Origin of the sequence: Halotia branconii CENA392 (genome assembly GCF_029953635.1) — a bacterium.
GTDB classification, from domain to species: Bacteria; Cyanobacteriota; Cyanobacteriia; order Cyanobacteriales; family Nostocaceae; genus Halotia; species Halotia branconii.
Window position 1 is genome coordinate 2,870,170 of the sequence record NZ_CP124543.1, and the last position, 16,777, is coordinate 2,886,946.

The following is a 16,777-nucleotide window of genomic DNA, read 5'->3' on the forward strand; positions in this document are numbered from 1 at the left end:
CTTCCGAGTCAAAGTTTTTTGACTCGGAAGAAAGAACCAAATAAATTCGAGACTGCTAATCAGATAACTAAATTACTTTTTCTTCCAAAAAAAATCTTGGTCAATTTGCTCAGTCCGAATTAGATACTCTAGCTGTTTTAACCGTGTGAAACCTCTAAATAAGAAAGTATCCTCAGTCATATCAATTTGATTGAATAACTCAAATAGCTGTTGAGCGCCAAGTTGAGCATTCCAATCACACTTGAATCCAGGTAAGATAGTGTTGATTTTCTCGAAGGATACTCGATAGCTGCGATTGTCTGCACCGTTATCACCAAAAGACAATTTACAACCAGGGAAACTATTGGCAATAATTTCGGCAATTTCTTTCACCCGATAGTTATTCGCCGTATCTCCGACATTGAAGATTTGGTTGTGAACAATGTCACGGGGTGCTTCAATCGCACACACGATTGCTTTACAAATATCTAATGCATGGACTAAGGGTCGCCAAGGCGTACCATCACTGGTCATTGCGATTTCTTTAGTAGTCCATGCCAACCCTGCCAAGTTGTTTAACACAATATCAAACCGCATCCTGGGGGAAGCGCCAAAAGCAGTAGCATTCCGCATAAAGGTAGGAGAGAAATCATCATCAGCTAAGAGTTTGACATCTCGTTCTACTAAAGTTTTACAGTCTGCGTAAGCTGTTTGGGGATTAATTGGAGATGTTTCTGTGACATCGCCTTCAGTCGCAACACCATAGACACTGCACGAAGACATATATATAAAGCGCCGCACACCCATTGCTTTAGCTAGGTTTGCCAGACGCACTGAACCTAGATGATTAATTTCATAAGTGATATTAGGTGCTAATTGTCCGGTGGGGTCGTTGGAGAGTTCCGCCATGTGTACTACAGCTTCTACACCAGCCAACTCTTCAGGAGCAATATGGCGGATATCTTTATTAAGAGTTTTAGCTGTCACTTCAGTACCGTTGTACAGCCAACCAACTTTATAAAAACCAGTATCTACGCCGATAACTTCGTGTCCTCGTGCGATTAATAAAGGAGGTAATAATGAACCTAAATAGCCTTCTGTGCCAGTGACTAAGATTTTCATGCTTGTAAATTTTTGTGTGGCGATTAGTATCAGTCATCAGTTATCAGCCATCAATCAAAAGACACTTGATAACTGTTCACTGTTCACTGTTTACTGTTTAATGATTTCGTTGACCAATTACCTTAGCAGGTACACCAACTGCTATGGAGTAAGGAGGAATATTTTTATTGACAACTGCTCCTGCGCCAATGACACTACCGCGACCAATAGTGACACCATCTATGACTGTAACTCCATGACCCAGCCAACAATCATCCTCGATGACAATCCCTTTTCTAGTAACTCCTTGGTCAGCAATTGTCCGCAACGGATCTGCAAAAATGTGACCGTTACCATAGATGCCAGAATGAGCTGCAATCAGACAATTCTTGCCGATTTTGATGTTACCGTAACCAGTAATACAGGTATATAAACCGATGTATGTACCTTCACCAATTTCAATACAAGAATTTTGGAGTGTACCTAAATCGACACCACGTTCTAAAGTTACTCCAGAACCGAGAGAAATCCGATTGTTGGCTTCACCAAGTGTATTCAGCCGCACACCACTACAAATTTTGACTCTATCTCCGATTTCGATGCCAGCAGTACCGTAAAGTTTGACATCGGTTTCGATGCAAACAAATTTGCCGAACTGAGCAAAAATCTGTGGATAAAAGAGTTTTCTTAAGTGGACTCCTAAAGCAATTGTTGGTAGATATCCTAATAGTGTAGTTACAAAGACTTCTTTTAGGCGTGCCAATTTGGCAGGAATCATTAATAAATCACGATTCCATTTACCTGCTACGCTATTCATAGTATTTATTTTCAGCAGTAATGCTATGTATACGCTACGCGGGTCAGTTGTTAGTTGTCAGTTGTCAGTTGTCAGCGATGCACTGAGTTTCGACACTTCGACAGGCTCAGTGCGGCGCTGCGCGGTAATCGAAGTGTTGTCAGTTGTTAGTTGTTAGTTGTTTTTGATCTGGTTTAATACCCTATTTCTTTGTGGTTGGGGGGTAATTTTAAAACATTTTTACCACTGACCACTGACTACTGACCACTAACCACTGACAAAATTCTATCCCCTGTCCCCTGCTGTAATTACTACAGTCTCAAGATGTGACTGGTGAGGAATTTGAGCAACAATTGCTGTACCAATTTCTAAGGAAGAGGTAGCAGCTGGAGAAGGAGCATTGCAAACATGGATAGAATTTTGACCAGGAACGATCAAAAAATCGTCTACCAAAGAGCCATCGTTCTTTAAAGCTTGAGCGCGAACTCCTGCATGGGTGGGTACTAAATCTTGCGCTTGGACTTCGGGAATTAGTTTTTGCAAACTTCTGGTGAAGGCTGCTTTACTAAAAGAACGAATAATTTCTTGAATGCCTTCGTCAGCATGTTTTGCAGCTAGTTTCCAAAAACCGGGATAGGTGATGACTTCGGCAAGATCTCCTAAATTAAAGTCGGTTTTTTTGTAACCTTCGCGTTTGAAGCTAAGAACGGCGTTTGGTCCTGCATGAACGCTGTTGTCAATCATCCGGGTAAAGTGGACACCCAAAAAAGGGAAATCTGGGTTGGGAACCGGATAAATGAGAGTTTTCACCAAATAACGTTTTTCTGGGGTGAGTTCGTAGTATTCTCCCCGGAAGGGAACGATTTTCGCTTGGGGTTCTGCCCTACCTAATTTAGCAACGCGATCGCTATGCAATCCGGCACAATTGATCACAAAGCGAGTTTCAAAGCTGCCATTGTTTGTTTCTAATACCTGATTTTGACCGCTAGGAGAAATTTTTAGCACCTTTGTATTCAGGCGTAATTCTCCTCCTTGTTGTTGAATTAATTCAGCGTATTTGAGACAAACTTGCTTATAATTAACAATGCCAGTTGAAAAAACCCTAATTCCACCTACACACCTGACATGAGGTTCAATTTCTTTAACTGCTTCTGGGCTAATTTTTTGAACCTTAATACCATTCTCTAAACCGCGTTTATAAAGGTTTTCTAGACGTGGTAGTTCTTGTTCTTCAGTTGCCACAATTACTTTGCCGCAAACTTCATGGTCAATACCATGTTCTTGGCAAAATTCTACCATTGAGCGACTACCGTCACGGCAGAATTTAGCTTTAAAACTCCCTGGTTTATAGTAAATACCAGAGTGAATTACTCCGCTATTGTTGCCGGTTTGGTGAAATGCCCACTGGTTTTCTTTTTCTAATACTAAAATGCGGGCATGAGGATAGCGTTTACCCAAAGCTAGCCCTGTAGATAGTCCGACGATTCCTCCACCGACAATAGCAAAATCAAACATTGGTATTATTACACTTGAAATTACAAAAAAGTTAAAAATTAAGAATTATATTTAATTCATAACTTTCTTTCTACCATACTTTCCAAGGGGCGCGATCGCTTTTCCAGAGATCTTCTAAATAGTTTTTATCTCGTAAAGTATCCATAGGTTGCCAAAAGCCTTGATGTTTAAACGCCGATAACTGTTCCATATCAGCTAGCTTTTCTAATGGTTCTTTCTCCCAAACTGTGGAGTCATCAGCAATTAAGTTGATTACTTCTGGTTCCAAGACAAAATAACCACCATTAATCCAAGCGCCATCACCTTCAGGTTTTTCTCGAAAGCTGTGGATTTTTGTTTGTTCTTGTCCTAAAGAAATTGCCCCAAATCTTCCTGCTGGTTGAACTGCTGTCAGTGTTGCTAAAGACTTTTGTTCTTTATGAAAGTTAATTAACTCTGTGATATTGACATCACTCACACCATCACCATAAGTAAAGCAAAAGGTGTCATTGCCAACATGCTCCCAAACACGTTTTAAACGTCCACCTGTCAGGGTGTGATCACCTGTATTGACTAAGGTGACACGCCAGGGTTCGGCATATCCAGAATGCACATTCATTTGGTTAAATCGCATATCAAATGTGACATCTGACATGTGTAAAAAGTAGTTAGCAAAGTACTCTTTAATGATGTACCCTTTGTAACCGCAACAGATAATGAAGTCATTAATGCCGTGGGCAGAATAAATTTTCATTATGTGCCATAAAACTGGCTTACCGCCAATTTCAACCATCGGCTTTGGTCTGATACTAGTTTCTTCACTGAGGCGTGTACCAAGACCTCCAGCCAAAATCACCGCTTTCATGCAATTACCTCGGAGATTTGCAGGGAATTATTATTTTGAATCAATCGGGATGAAGAGGATGCACATGGATGAGCGAAAACTCAGTTTTAAATGTAGTTTTCTTCGTACATAATCTAACGGAAATTTTGAGCAGTTTTATAAAGTATAGGTAAATAAAAATCTGGGATGTGTAAAAGCTTTATGAATATCTCTAAAATGTCAAATTGCCTAAATTTAATAAATCAAAATGTTACCTAAAAAACAAATAGGATTAGCTGGTGCTAACCCTATTTAAGAATACTTTCTACAATTTAAAGCAACAAACTACCAGTAATAAACTAGTGGCAAAGTTTACTAGTTTGTAACTAATTGGTTTCTTTACTGTTCCAGATGTTAGAGTTGGGGAATAAAGCACTACATCTGGTTTCTACCATTACACACATACTACTAAGTGCTTGTTGGTAATTTTCTGTATCCTTTTGTTCCAGAGAAAGCTTGGCAGCTAATTGTAAATCTTCGATGGCTTTGCGATTATTTTGGTCTGATTCACTACCGCCATATTGCGAAAGTTCATAACGAAGCATACCGCGTTTGAGATAAACTTTAGCCAATTTATCATTGAGCAGTAATGCTTGGTCAAAGTCATTGATCGCTTTTTGGTATTCTTGAGCGTAATCGCTGCTATATTGAGCCATTTGATAGCGTACAGAGCCACGCTGAAAATAAGCTTCGACTTTGGCTGAATTGAGGTCAAGTGCCTGAGTAAAATCAGCAACTGCTAGTTTGTAATCTTTTAAAGATTCGCTGCTGTATTTAGCCATTTGCGATCGCACAACACCTCTTCTGATATAAGCTTCTGCTTCTTGATTGTTCAAGTACAGAGCTTTATTAAAGTCAGCGATCGCTTGTTTATATTCTCGATCAGGATCGTTACTATAATCAGCCAGCATGTAACGAGAATTACCTCGATTCACATAAGCTTTGACTTCTTGGGGATTGATTTGCAAAGCTTGGTTATAGTCTGCAAGCGCACCTTCATAATCTTTGAGGTTATAGCGAGCATTGCCGCGATTAACATAAGCTTTGGAATTTGTCGGCTCTTGTTTGATGGCTTGGCTAAAATTTTCTACTGCTTGGTCATAGTCGCGTATTTGGTAAGCTGCATGTCCCTGTTTATAATAATCAGCAAAGCTGAGAGTAGGAGTTTTAACCTTGGGACGAGCAATCAAGGTTTGTTGGGTGTATGCATTTTGAGAAACAAATGGACGAGTAAATTTAACCATTACGTCCAAATAGCCCAACAACCCAAAACCTAGCAAGCAAAAAATCGCCGGGTAAACCTTCGCTTTGTGAGAACGTTTGTAAGGAGCATAATTAGCGGTATTTCCTCTTTGCCAATAATTCCAGTGGTGCAACGGCATGACTGGTTGTGGCAAACGCGCAGGCTGGGGAACGTAACGCCTTTTTGGGACTCTGCGCGGCTTGAGATGTTCTCTATTGGCGATCGCTTGTGGCGATGGGAATGGATCGCGTCCACCTAATCGGACGGTACGTTCACACCAAGGACAAGTGTTTAGGTGGTTGTTATAGCGATGTTGAGGATTGGTGGTGCAAGTAATTAGACTATCTTCTGCTTCTGCTAATGCCGACAGCCAATTTTGAGCGCTAGGACGCAGTTGGGTATCGCTGTGACCATCTTCAAAACAACGCAAAAACAATTCTTGCAACTTAGGATGGAGAATTTCCCAAGCTGGGGCAATGGGAGTAGGGAGGTAAGGAACTTGCCGCTTACGACTGTAAGTAAAATGCCCCGCTGCAATTCGGGCTTCGTAAGGCGGTGGCTCAGGAATACCTTGAAATATTCCTGAAAATGGGTGTGTACCTTCCATGAGAAGTTGAAATACCAGTACCCCTAAACCAAACAAGTCGTGAGCAATTTCGCGATCGTGTTGAGCAAAAATTTTGTTTTGCAGTTCTGGTGGGGTAAACTCTGGTTTACCCACTGGACAACGATAAACAACACTGTTGTCTAAGTCACGTACTTGAAAGGAGTCTGTGTCTACTAAGGTTACAAGTGCTGTGTCACTAACCAAGATATTGGACTCGTTGACATCACCAACACAATAGCCACTGCTATGCAAAGCTGCAAAAGCGGCTGCTAAATTGCGAGCCGTGCGGAGTAGGTATTGATAATTGAATAAAGGGCAATGTTGGCGGCGAGTTCTGGGGTTGTAAAAATCGATGACAGGACGCATCCCGCGAATCCGCGGCATGAGAAAGCCGATAATGCGATCGCTATTATTATCAGCAAACTCATCGCTAATATCTGCCGCCCGGAGTAAATCGAGAGGCCAAGCAATAGAAATATGCCCCAAGCTAGCCGTAGGATTTTCTGGCGGATTAGCCAGCATTGCCTGGAGTTTATAGGCGTGGGCAACGGTGGGCTTGTGATAAATTTTTGCTACTAGCTCACTATCTGAGGGCAGAGCATAAATACAAGCTTCACCGCCACGACCTAAACTGACGCTGAGGTTGATGATTTCTGGGTTGGGAAGACAACGTAGTACCTGCATGATAAAATCACGGTTAACGGGGGTTATTTAAAATACCAAACTTGCAAAATCCTGGCTCATGTGTTGTTGAAGGCAGCAATAATTAGTGTTAAATCATCATCAGTACGTTGCGTAATTCGCTCAGAACCTAGAAATCTGACTAATTGCTCTTTGGCAGCTGTCTTATCCTCAGCATTCTTGACAAAGTCAAATAAAGGAAAAAAGAATGGTTTGTGAGGTTCACCAACAACCATATTTAAAGCCAACATTTGTAGCCCATCTGTGAGGAGTGCAACATTAACTATAGTTTCACGCCACAATCTCATCTGGGCTGTATCTAAAGCACCTGGTGAAGTCAAAAAAGTTGTTTCATTGATATATTCACCATTGTCAGGCAAGGTGAGTGCTAGTAAGTTGCCTTGATTATCTTTGGCGACTGCCAAACCATCACCTATTTGCACCGCTGCGGCCATTTCTGGTGTAGCGATCGCAATAATTAAGGTAGTTGCTAAATCTTGGGGCTGTTGTCTAACGGCTGCGGCTTCATCTTCCACAGCTTTTTTAGCGGCTAATAAGGCCTCATTTAACAGCGTTTGGACAAGCTGATCATCAGCGAGGGAGTCTCTGGTGATTTGTCTGATTGAGAGGCTTTCTATTGCTGCTTCTACAGCCACCATTGCTCCCACTTTTCCCTGACTAGCAGAACCCGCACCATCCGCAGCCGCCGCCACCAACACATTGCCAGGCAATAACTGCCAGTGGTGGGCATCTTGACACAGCTGCTTATTTTTGATGTGGCTAGTACCACATATAGATGCGGCGACTACCCGCCAATGAGTGATCAATTTTGATGTTTTCATAGAGTAGGTGTTTTCTATCAGCTAGCTGTGTGCATATTAAGCTGCGATTAAAGGCACAATTTAGATAGTTCCCCAGCCAATGGGCGGTAGTGCTACCTGTTCGTCTACTTGCGAATGGGAAACAGCTGACATACTAGCTGAGAGCCAAACAAACATCTCAATAAAATTAAGTCCTTTGAGCTTTAGTGGAGTACGCACAGCTATTTGATTTAAGCGCACCATATTAGCGTTTTCTACACCTACTGAGAAGAAAGCTACACGTTTATTGGTTTCATCTCCTTGTAAGCGCTGCGCTGCTTGCTCTACTACTTGGTCTAGTTCGCCTTGTGGTTCTCCATCAGTAATCATGAATACCCAAGGCCGATAGTAAGCAATACCATTAGCACGATACAGAGATTTGCGCTCTTGAACCATGTCCAACGCCTTATGGATTCCCGACCCCATAGTCGTTAGTCCCTGTGCTGTCAAAATTGGCGGATTGAATTGATCGGCAGTCACGAAGTCTTGTACAACATTCACATGACTGTCAAACGTGACGATCGCCACTTCTACCCGCCTAGCTGCTAAGGAATTTTTTACCAGTTCATCTTTCAAACTCAGCAAGCCCTGATTTAAAGCTTCTATCGCCTCTCCTTGCATGGAACCAGATGTGTCTAGCAACAACACACAAGGACAACGTGGTTCTGGGTTTTCAGCAAACTCCACTACTTCATCAAGACTTAAAGTATCGTGCATAACTTTTTGTGTTATGTTATAGTCCAAAGCTTTATTTTCCTTTGTTCAAAGTATATAGTTTAATTTCCGGAGTCTACGAGACTAAAGGTAGATGTTTGACGGTAGTTAGTCCCAATCTTTATTAAATAGATTGTTTTTACCAAATTATTTACAAGATTTAAGATAATCTTCATCATGGTCTAGTTAAGGAATCTATCAGGGATCAACATTGTTTGATTAGTAAATCTACTAACATTTATTATAGACAAAATACGAATTGTATTATAATAATACGCAGATTCACTGACCTAAAACTTTAAAGATTCTGTGTAGAAAGTTTGTTTTTTTATAAAAGAAACCGATTTAATTGCAATTAACTTTGTCAGCATGACAATTCTACCTGTGTAACTAAAACTTAAAATTAAAATTGCATGGTAAATGTTAGTCCCAGGAGGATTTTGCTAAAAAACGTAACAAACTAGTAACGTTGCATAAATACTCACCAAAGACAAAAAATTAACTACGTAATCGCTTCTGTAAAAGGATTTCAGACATTTTTGATGGTGGTTTATTTTTGCCTGACTATACTAATTAGATTTTTAATATATGTACATATTATCCAAATAGTAATAATTTTTTTTTAGAGAAATATTAAAACTAATAAAATGTCGCATGACCATACTTATTTTTCGGATAACTTTTTCAGAAAACTCCTAAACATGAAGAATTTCGGTACATTTACAGTACTACATCCTCAGAGTTTATTACGACAGTTATCTAATAGCTCTGAAACTACTTGTCTGCAAGCCTTTAGCAATTCTGTAACTTGGACGATTTATCTAGAGCAAGGAACAATAACTTATGCCACCCATTCAGTAGAGCCTTTTGATCGATTAGAACGCCATCTGCGTCGCTTCAGCCAACAAATTCCCCAGTTGACTAGTGAAACTCGTGTGCAATTGCGCTTGATATTTGAAACTGACTCACAAAGTCAGTTCATAAAAGATCACAGCGTTCAAGATAGCCAACCTCCTGATTATCAAGCTATTTACTGGTTAATTGAGCAAGGACATTTAGATGCTGCACAAGCTACGATGCTCATTCAAGAATTGGTTAAAGATGTGATGGAATCATTTCTATTAATCAAAACAGGTACTTATAAATTAAGTGATTCTCAACAAAAAGTACTAAAAATTTGCAGACTAGATATAGAAAAAATTATTGACCGCTGTCAAATACAATTACAGCGTTGGCAGTCTTTCTTACCCCAAATTTCTTCTCCCTATCAGCGTCCGTACCTGTTACTTAATAGCAAAAATTCTCTAGACATTCAGCCAAATTTAACTGCCTGGATGAAAGGTTTTAGTCTACGTCATCTTGCCATAATTATGAATCAAGATGAAATCCAACTGGCTAAAAATTTATATCCTTACATTCTCCAAGGAGGGATTATTCTACATGAACCAGACCCACCTTTTGATAAATTACCCAAGATTTTGCTGGAATCGTCATCATTTCCTCAATATACAACAGTATTCTTTAACAAAGAATTTGCTGACACAGAAGTAGTAGAAGTAAATAGCAATATCACTCCAATTAACGTTGAGCTTCCTGTCGAAAACATAGCCACTGTAGAGGAACTATCACAGGTGTCTGCTCCTTTAACAGAAAATCTTCAGGAATTACCAATACCAGATAACATAAATTCTCCAACGCAAAGAGTAACGGCTGCTACTGTAACCACTAAAAAGACTTATAAAATCGTTTCTGTAGATGATAGCCCAACAATTCTTAAAGAAATTAGTCGTTTTTTAGAAAGTGAAAATTTTACTGTAGTCGCCATTGACGATCCACTCAAAGCTGTGATGTCAATTATTAGGCATAAACCCGATTTGATTTTGTTGGATCTGAATATGGCAGGGATTGATGGATATGAATTGTGTCGAGTTATACGTAATAATTCAATGTTTAAATATACTCCGATTATTTTTGTCACAGGATATAAAGGAATAGTTGATAAAGTAAAAGCTAGATTAGTTGGTGCATCTGGGTATTTAACTAAACCTTTTAGTCGTGCAGAATTACTTAAAATCGTTTTTATGCATTTGACATAATTACGTATAAATTTACGAATTACGAATTATAAAGGTATTTGCTGGGTAACGCTAACTCTGTACTCAGCCTACAATTATTCTTTTATCTGCATACGATTTTGTGCAACAATATTCACATGGAGACTAATATAGAAATCGTTAACAGTTTAATTCAAGAAGCCCTGGAACTGGGCGGTCATATCAGTAGACGTGCTGTGATTGAAGAGGCTTTAAAAGAGTATGTGCAGCGTCGAAAGCAATTGAAAGTTTTAGAGCTATTCGGCACAATTGAATACGAAGATAATGATGACCATCAGCAACAGCGCCAGAGAGAATGAAAGTTATTGTTGATACCTCGGTCTGGTCTTTGGCTCTGAGAAGCGATCAAAAAGTTAGTAACTCACACTATGTTGCATTGTTTCGAGAACTAATTACAGATAATCGAGTTATTTTGCTGGGTGCTATTCGCCAAGAGATACTGTCGGGGATTCGTCAGCCTCACCAATACAATCAACTAAAAAATTATCTCAGCGGCTTTCCCCATTTGGAATTAGATATTAAAGATTATGAGGTTGCTGCTGAGTTTTATAATACTTGCCGACATCAGGGTATCAAAGGTGCAAACACAGATTTTCTAATTTGTGCCGCAGCCGTTCGTAGAAATTACAGTATTTTGAGTACAAACAAAGATTTTGAGAATTTTAGTCAGTATATTTCGATAAGTTTGGTTAATGCGTGAACAATAAGATTCCCGACTTCTTAAAGAAGTCGGGAATCTAAGTCTATAGTTTGCATAGATAATTATTGATAGATATTTGAAAAAATTGTATTTATACAATTTAGGCATCATATAAAGCTAATTATTATCATAGAAAACTTTCTATGCATTAGGAATATTCTTTAATTTAATTGGCTATCATAAACTTTTACTTATACCATCAATATAATATTTATTTAAGAATTAGTAGCTCAGAGTTAACCAATTTGACTTTAAAACCTGTAAACTAAATTTCAACGAATTAATCGAACTCCAAATAACGTCTTAAAGCCCAACTAATTTAAGCAATCTATTTACTTTTCAATTAGTCACATTAGCCTTTTACAAATGGTAATTGGCTGGATTTGATTTGTTTAAATGTAGCTCGAAGTCATTCTGGGGTTGCCACAAGCAGAATTATATTCTACTTGCGTGAATTTTCATGCTTAATAAAAAATCACATCTGAGGAGATATTATGTCAGATTTTTTTAATCAAATTTCTCGCCGTAAATTTATTTTGACAGCTGGAGCATCTACGGGTGCTGTATTTCTTAAAGGCTGTTTAGGAAATCCTCCAGAAAACCTTAGTAGTGGTGGTAGTACGCAGTCTGCGCCAACTGCTCAACCTGTTGCCAATATTAGCCCTGAACAAAAACCAGAAACTACAAAAGTCCAGTTAGGATATATCCCAATTGTAGAAGCTGCACCATTAATTATTGCTAAAGAAAAAGGCTTTTTTGCGAAGTATGGCATGACCGATGTGGAGTTAGCAAAACAAGCTTCTTGGGGTGCAGCTAGAGATAATGTAGAAATTGGTGCTGCCGGTGGTGGGATTGATGGTGGTCAATGGCAAATGCCAATGCCACATTTGATTACTGAAGGTTTGATTACTAAAGGTAATAAACCAATTCCCATGTATGTATTATGTCAGTTAATTACACATGGAAATGGAATTGCGATCGCCAACAAACATCAAGGTAGCGGTATCGGCTTAAAATTAGCTAGTGCTAAGTCTTTATTCTCCAAACTCAAAGCTTCACCCACACCCTTTACCGCCGCCCAAACATTCCCCGCCGTTAACCAAGATTTTTGGATTCGCTACTGGTTAGCAGCCGGTGGTATCGACCCTGATACAGAAGTGAAATTGCTGACAGTTCCATCAGCACAAACCGTCGCCAACATGAAAACGGGAACAATGGATGCCTTTAGTACTGGCGACCCCTGGCCTTTCCGCATCGTTAAAGACAAAATCGGCTTCATGGCTGCATTAACAGCAGAGATTTGGAAGAATCACCCCGAAGAATATTTAGCTATGAGGGCTGACTGGGTTGATAAAAACCCCAAAGCTACGAAAGCACTGTTAAAAGGCATTATGGAAGCTCAACAATGGTGCGATAACTTTGATAATCGCAAAGAAATGTCAGAAATTGTGGCACAAAGAGCTTATTTTAACGTACCAGTTGATGTTTTGCTTGACCCATACATGGGTAAATACGACATGGGTGAAGGTCGTCAAATTGATGATAAATCAATGGCAGCTTTGTATTGGAAAGATGAAAAAGGTAACGTTTCTTATCCTTATAAAAGTCATGATTTATGGTTCATCACTGAAAGCGTGCGCTGGGGATTTTTGCCTAAAGATTATATTGTGAATAATGCTGCTAAGGCTAGAGCATTAATCGATAAAGTTAACCGCGAAGATATTTGGAAAGAAGCTGCAAAAGAAGCCGGAATTGCTGCCGGTGATATTCCGACAAATACATCTCGTGGCGTAGAAGAATTTTTTGATGGGGTAAAATTTGACCCCGAAAACCCAGAAGCATATCTGAAGAGTCTGCAAATCAAGAAAGTTAGTGTTTAGTCAAGAGTCAAGAGTCATTTGTTAATTCTATCGACAAACACCAAGCATCCAAAATCCAACACCAAATACCAAGAGGAGATAACAGTTTATGACACTCGCGCAACGCAGGTCAGCTAGCCCTAAATTAGATAACAATTTCATATCTCGATTGCAAAAACAGTTTCCTAATATTATCCCGCCAATAATTGCGATCGCAATTTTTCTAGTTATCTGGCAATTATTTTCTTGGACTCCTGGCGCAACTTTACCAGGGCCAGTTAAGGTTATACAAGATACTTGGGTTTTGATCTTGTATCCCTTTTATGACAAAGGCGGCATTGATAAAGGACTCTTTTGGCAGATTTGGGCTAGTTTGCAACGGGTAGCTATTGGTTACTCTTTGGCTGCTGTAGTTGGTATTGCTTTAGGCATTGTCATTGGTATTAATAAAACCATGTCTAAGGCTTTAGATCCTTTATTTCAGTTATTGCGAACAGTACCGCCCTTAGCTTGGGTTCCTATTTCCTTAGCAGCATTGCGCCAAAATGAACCTGCTGCTTTGTTTGTAATTTTTATTACTGCAATCTGGCCGATTTTAATTAACACGGCTGTAGGTGTCAAAGAAATTCCCCAAGACTATAACAACGTCGCCAAAGTGCTGCAACTTTCCAAAAAAGACTATTTCTTAAATATTCTTATTCCTGCTGCCTTACCCTACATTTTTACAGGTTTGAGAATTGCGATTGGTTTAGCTTGGTTAGCAATTATCGCCGCCGAAATTGTGATGTCAGGTATTGTCGGTATTGGTTTCTTCATCTGGGATGCTTACCAAAACAATTACATCAGCGAAATTATCTTGGCATTAGTTTACATCGGTGCAGTGGGTTTGTTACTAGATAAACTCATGGCTTGGATTCAAAACCTGATTTTACCAACAGAACAAAAGTAGTTAACAGTTATCAGTTATCAATTACAGCAAATTTCATTTGAATCAAGTACATTTCCCTAGCCCCTAGTCTCTAGTCCCTCTCTTTTTCAAATCGAGAAACGCTGTAACTGATAACTATTCAATGGTAAACATAGATTTATTTCGATGATTAATAAACAATAAAATTTACTAATCAATAGCCTCAGAAATTGGCATTTTACTAATTTAAACTTTCGCGTAAATATAAGAGATAAGAACACGCCCTGCACATAATATATTTTTGGATAAAACTAATGGTCGCACTCACACAGCTTAATCAAGTTATACCTAACCCAGGACGTTTGACAGTTGAAACTGTAGAAATTGCTCCACAAACAACTGCTATTCGTTGCCTCGATTGGGATAGAGAACGTTTTGATGTTGAGTTTGGTTTACGGAATGGAACCACTTATAATTCTTTTTTAATTCAGGGTGAAAAAGTTGCCTTAGTTGATACTTCTCACCGCAAGTTTGAACAGTTATATCTGGAAATAATTACAGGATTAATTGATTTAAATAAGATAGACTACTTGATTGTTAGTCACACTGAACCAGACCATAGTGGTTTAATTAAAGACATTTTGCAATTAGCTCCTTCTATTACCGTTGTTGGTGCTAAGGTAGCTATAAAATTTTTAGAAGATATGGTTCACCAGCCTTTTAAATCAAGGCTGGTAAAAAGTGGAGAACGCCTAGATTTAGGCAACGGTCACGAATTAGAATTTATTTCTGCACCTAACTTACATTGGCCAGATACAATCTTCACCTATGACCATAAAACCACTATTCTTTACACCTGTGATGTGTTTGGAATGCATTACTGTGACGATCACACTTATGATGAGAATTTCACCGTAATAGAAGAAGATTTTGCATATTATTATGAGTGCCTAATGGGGCCGAATGCGCGGTCTGTGTTGGCAGCTTTAAAGCGGATTGAAAAATTAGCAATAAAAACAGTTGCGACAGGACATGGACCTTTATTACAACATCATATTTCCGAATGGATTGAACGCTATCAAAATTGGAGTTTAGAGCAAACTAAAACAGAGACATTAGTGGCTTTATTTTATGTTGAAGATTACGGTTATAGCGAGAATTTAGTCAGAGCGATCGCTCATGGTAGTGCAAAAACAGATGTAGCTATAGAATTAGTAGATCTTAATAGCGCCGAACCTCAAGAAGTCCGAGAATTAGTTACCCAAGCCGCTGGTTTAGTGATTGGGATGCCTCCTCAATCTTCAGCTGTAGCTCAAACTGCTTTAAATACTATCTTGGCTGCGGCTCACAATAAGCAAGCAATTGGTTTATTAGAGTCGGGAGGAGGAGAAGACGAACCTGTTTATCCCTTACGTAATAAATTTCAAGAACTAGGATTAACTGAAGCTTTTCCTCCTATTTTAGTTAAGGAATCTCCCAGCAAAGTTACAGAACAACTTTGTGATGAAGCGGGTACAGATTTAGGGCAATGGTTAAACCGCGATCGCACAATTAAACAAATCAAATCCATTAATAACGAATTAGAAAAATCCTTAGGGCGGATTAGCACAGGACTATATATTATTACCGCCAAAAAAGGAGACGTTCAAAGTGCAATGCTAGCTTCTTGGGTGACGCAAGCGAGTCTTAACCCCTTAGGAATAGCGATCGCAGTTGCCAAAGACAGAGCCATAGAATCATTAATGCACGTAGGCGATCGCTTTGTTTTAAATGTTTTAGAAGAAGGCAAATATCAAGGATTAATGAAACATTTCCTCAAGCGTTTTGCTCCTGGTGCAGACCGCTTTGCTGGAGTCAAAACATATCCTGCTGCCACCAACGAGTCTCCGATTTTAGCTGAAGCTTTGGCTTATATGGAGTGCGAAATCACTAGTCGCATGGACTGTGGCGATCATTGGGTAGTTTATAGCACTGTCCAAACCGGAAGAGTTGCCGAAGTAAATGCCCTAACCGCAGTCCATCACCGCAAAATTGGCAATCATTATTAAATTGGGCATTGGGCATGGGGCATGGGGCATGGGGCATGAGTGATTAATTATTATTTGTGTTCTCCCCTGCCCCGATCACTGAGCGTAGTCTAAGTGCTCCCCCTGCCTCTCCTGCTCCCTAATCCCTAGTCCCTAACCCATAGTTATTCATGCGTAATTATACTGGAAATACCTCAGAATCTATGTATGAAATAAACCGGGGGCGCGTCGTGCGAACCTTGGAATTTATTCAAGATGTGATTGTTATTTGTTTGTGTATCGGTTTATTTAGTTTCATGGTGCTTCAAGTGAGAGATATGTTTCTCTCCCTGCTGCCACCGCTGGATTTTAATGCTGTTACGGCCGATATTCTCTTTTTACTGATTTTAGTTGAGTTATTTCGACTGCTGATTATTTACCTCCAAGAACATCGAGTATCCATTGGAGTAGCTGTAGAAGTTTCAATCGTTTCCGCGTTGCGAGAAGTCATTGTTAAAGGTGTTCTAGAAACAAGTTGGAGTCAAGTTTTAGCAACTTGCGCCTTTTTATTAGTGCTAGGAGTACTATTAATCCTGCGAGTTTGGCTACCCCCCACCTTTGACGGCATTGATCCAGAACAGGCAATAACTAAGCGCTATAAAAATCGAGTCAAATCAGAACTAGTCGAAGCTAATGGGCAATTAGGTAATAGGGATTAGGGGCTAGGGGCTAGGAACTAGGGACTAGAGATTAGAAAGCAGAGGGGCAGTGAACAATGAACAGTTAACAATTAACAATGAAAACTGATAACTGTCTATTCCCCATGCCCCATG

The 16,777-nt window shown here is 39.5% G+C and carries 14 protein-coding genes; 7 read left to right on the plus strand and 7 right to left on the minus strand.

Annotation, left to right across the window (positions count from 1 at the left end):
- Nucleotides 1–72: 72 nt before the first annotated feature.
- The 7 genes from QI031_RS12545 to QI031_RS12575 form a co-directional block, all read right to left on the minus strand.
- On the minus strand, nt 73–1,101 hold the full coding sequence (locus tag QI031_RS12545) for an NAD-dependent epimerase/dehydratase family protein (RefSeq protein ID WP_281485470.1): 1,029 nt from the start codon (nt 1,099–1,101) through the stop codon (nt 73–75).
- Between the two features lie 97 nt (nt 1,102–1,198).
- On the minus strand, nt 1,199–1,897 hold the full coding sequence (locus QI031_RS12550; RefSeq protein WP_281485471.1) for an acyltransferase: 699 nt from the start codon (nt 1,895–1,897) through the stop codon (nt 1,199–1,201).
- Nucleotides 1,898–2,161: 264 nt separating this feature from the next.
- Entirely contained in the window at nt 2,162–3,391 is a 1,230-nt protein-coding gene (lhgO, locus tag QI031_RS12555) for an L-2-hydroxyglutarate oxidase (protein ID WP_281485472.1), read from the minus strand.
- A gap of 70 nt (nt 3,392–3,461) precedes the next feature.
- The gene (gene rfbF, locus QI031_RS12560) at nt 3,462–4,235 is read right to left on the minus strand and encodes a glucose-1-phosphate cytidylyltransferase (RefSeq protein ID WP_281485473.1); all 774 of its coding nucleotides are present in this window, start codon (nt 4,233–4,235) and stop codon (nt 3,462–3,464) included.
- Between the two features lie 344 nt (nt 4,236–4,579).
- Nucleotides 4,580–6,787, minus strand: coding sequence for a tetratricopeptide repeat protein (locus tag QI031_RS12565; protein ID WP_281485474.1), 2,208 nt, complete (start codon nt 6,785–6,787; stop codon nt 4,580–4,582).
- Nucleotides 6,788–6,843: 56 nt separating this feature from the next.
- Nucleotides 6,844–7,626: a PP2C family serine/threonine-protein phosphatase gene (locus tag QI031_RS12570; RefSeq protein ID WP_281485475.1), complete on the minus strand. Its 783-nt coding sequence runs from the start codon at nt 7,624–7,626 to the stop codon at nt 6,844–6,846.
- Between the two features lie 60 nt (nt 7,627–7,686).
- Nucleotides 7,687–8,361: a vWA domain-containing protein gene (locus QI031_RS12575; protein ID WP_281485476.1), complete on the minus strand. Its 675-nt coding sequence runs from the start codon at nt 8,359–8,361 to the stop codon at nt 7,687–7,689.
- A 698-nt stretch (nt 8,362–9,059) separates the two neighbouring features.
- On the opposite strand from QI031_RS12575, the gene QI031_RS12580 reads away from it, so the two are divergent.
- From QI031_RS12580 to QI031_RS12610, 7 genes are all read left to right on the plus strand, one after another.
- A complete protein-coding gene (locus QI031_RS12580) occupies nt 9,060–10,454 on the plus strand; it encodes a response regulator (protein WP_281485477.1) in 1,395 nt (464 codons plus the stop codon).
- Between the two features lie 116 nt (nt 10,455–10,570).
- Nucleotides 10,571–10,771, plus strand: a complete 201-nt coding sequence (locus QI031_RS12585; RefSeq protein WP_281485478.1) for a type II toxin-antitoxin system VapB family antitoxin — start codon at nt 10,571–10,573, stop codon at nt 10,769–10,771.
- On the plus strand, nt 10,768–11,172 hold the full coding sequence (vapC, locus tag QI031_RS12590; RefSeq protein ID WP_281485479.1) for a type II toxin-antitoxin system VapC family toxin: 405 nt from the start codon (nt 10,768–10,770) through the stop codon (nt 11,170–11,172). The genes QI031_RS12585 and vapC overlap by 4 nt, the downstream gene beginning before the upstream one ends.
- Before the next feature lie 494 nt (nt 11,173–11,666).
- A complete protein-coding gene (locus tag QI031_RS12595) occupies nt 11,667–13,052 on the plus strand; it encodes a CmpA/NrtA family ABC transporter substrate-binding protein (protein ID WP_281485480.1) in 1,386 nt (461 codons plus the stop codon).
- An 88-nt stretch (nt 13,053–13,140) separates the two neighbouring features.
- On the plus strand, nt 13,141–13,980 hold the full coding sequence (gene ntrB / locus QI031_RS12600; protein ID WP_281485481.1) for a nitrate ABC transporter permease: 840 nt from the start codon (nt 13,141–13,143) through the stop codon (nt 13,978–13,980).
- A 272-nt stretch (nt 13,981–14,252) separates the two neighbouring features.
- Nucleotides 14,253–15,986: a diflavin flavoprotein gene (locus QI031_RS12605; RefSeq protein ID WP_281485482.1), complete on the plus strand. Its 1,734-nt coding sequence runs from the start codon at nt 14,253–14,255 to the stop codon at nt 15,984–15,986.
- 149 nt (nt 15,987–16,135) lie between these two features.
- Nucleotides 16,136–16,663 carry a phosphate-starvation-inducible PsiE family protein gene (locus QI031_RS12610; protein WP_281485483.1) on the plus strand — a complete coding sequence of 176 codons (528 nt, stop codon included), beginning with the start codon at nt 16,136–16,138 and terminating at the stop codon, nt 16,661–16,663.
- The last annotated feature ends 114 nt before the right edge of the window (nt 16,664–16,777 follow it).

Bases quoted from the DNA above. Each gene is read 5' to 3' on its own strand.
- QI031_RS12575 (WP_281485476.1), bottom strand. From the start codon at position 8,361: ATGCACGATACTTTAAGTCTTGATGAAGTAGTGGAGTTTGCTGAAAAC.
- QI031_RS12545 (WP_281485470.1), bottom strand. From the start codon at position 1,101: ATGAAAATCTTAGTCACTGGCACAGAAGGCTATTTAGGTTCATTATTA.
- QI031_RS12585 (WP_281485478.1), top strand. From the start codon at position 10,571: ATGGAGACTAATATAGAAATCGTTAACAGTTTAATTCAAGAAGCCCTG.
- lhgO (WP_281485472.1), bottom strand. From the start codon at position 3,391: ATGTTTGATTTTGCTATTGTCGGTGGAGGAATCGTCGGACTATCTACA.
- ntrB (WP_281485481.1), top strand. From the start codon at position 13,141: ATGACACTCGCGCAACGCAGGTCAGCTAGCCCTAAATTAGATAACAAT.
- QI031_RS12605 (WP_281485482.1), top strand. From the start codon at position 14,253: ATGGTCGCACTCACACAGCTTAATCAAGTTATACCTAACCCAGGACGT.
- QI031_RS12570 (WP_281485475.1), bottom strand. From the start codon at position 7,626: ATGAAAACATCAAAATTGATCACTCATTGGCGGGTAGTCGCCGCATCT.
- QI031_RS12595 (WP_281485480.1), top strand. From the start codon at position 11,667: ATGTCAGATTTTTTTAATCAAATTTCTCGCCGTAAATTTATTTTGACA.
- rfbF (WP_281485473.1), bottom strand. From the start codon at position 4,235: ATGAAAGCGGTGATTTTGGCTGGAGGTCTTGGTACACGCCTCAGTGAA.
- QI031_RS12580 (WP_281485477.1), top strand. From the start codon at position 9,060: ATGAAGAATTTCGGTACATTTACAGTACTACATCCTCAGAGTTTATTA.
- QI031_RS12550 (WP_281485471.1), bottom strand. From the start codon at position 1,897: ATGAATAGCGTAGCAGGTAAATGGAATCGTGATTTATTAATGATTCCT.
- QI031_RS12565 (WP_281485474.1), bottom strand. From the start codon at position 6,787: ATGCAGGTACTACGTTGTCTTCCCAACCCAGAAATCATCAACCTCAGC.
- vapC (WP_281485479.1), top strand. From the start codon at position 10,768: ATGAAAGTTATTGTTGATACCTCGGTCTGGTCTTTGGCTCTGAGAAGC.
- QI031_RS12610 (WP_281485483.1), top strand. From the start codon at position 16,136: ATGCGTAATTATACTGGAAATACCTCAGAATCTATGTATGAAATAAAC.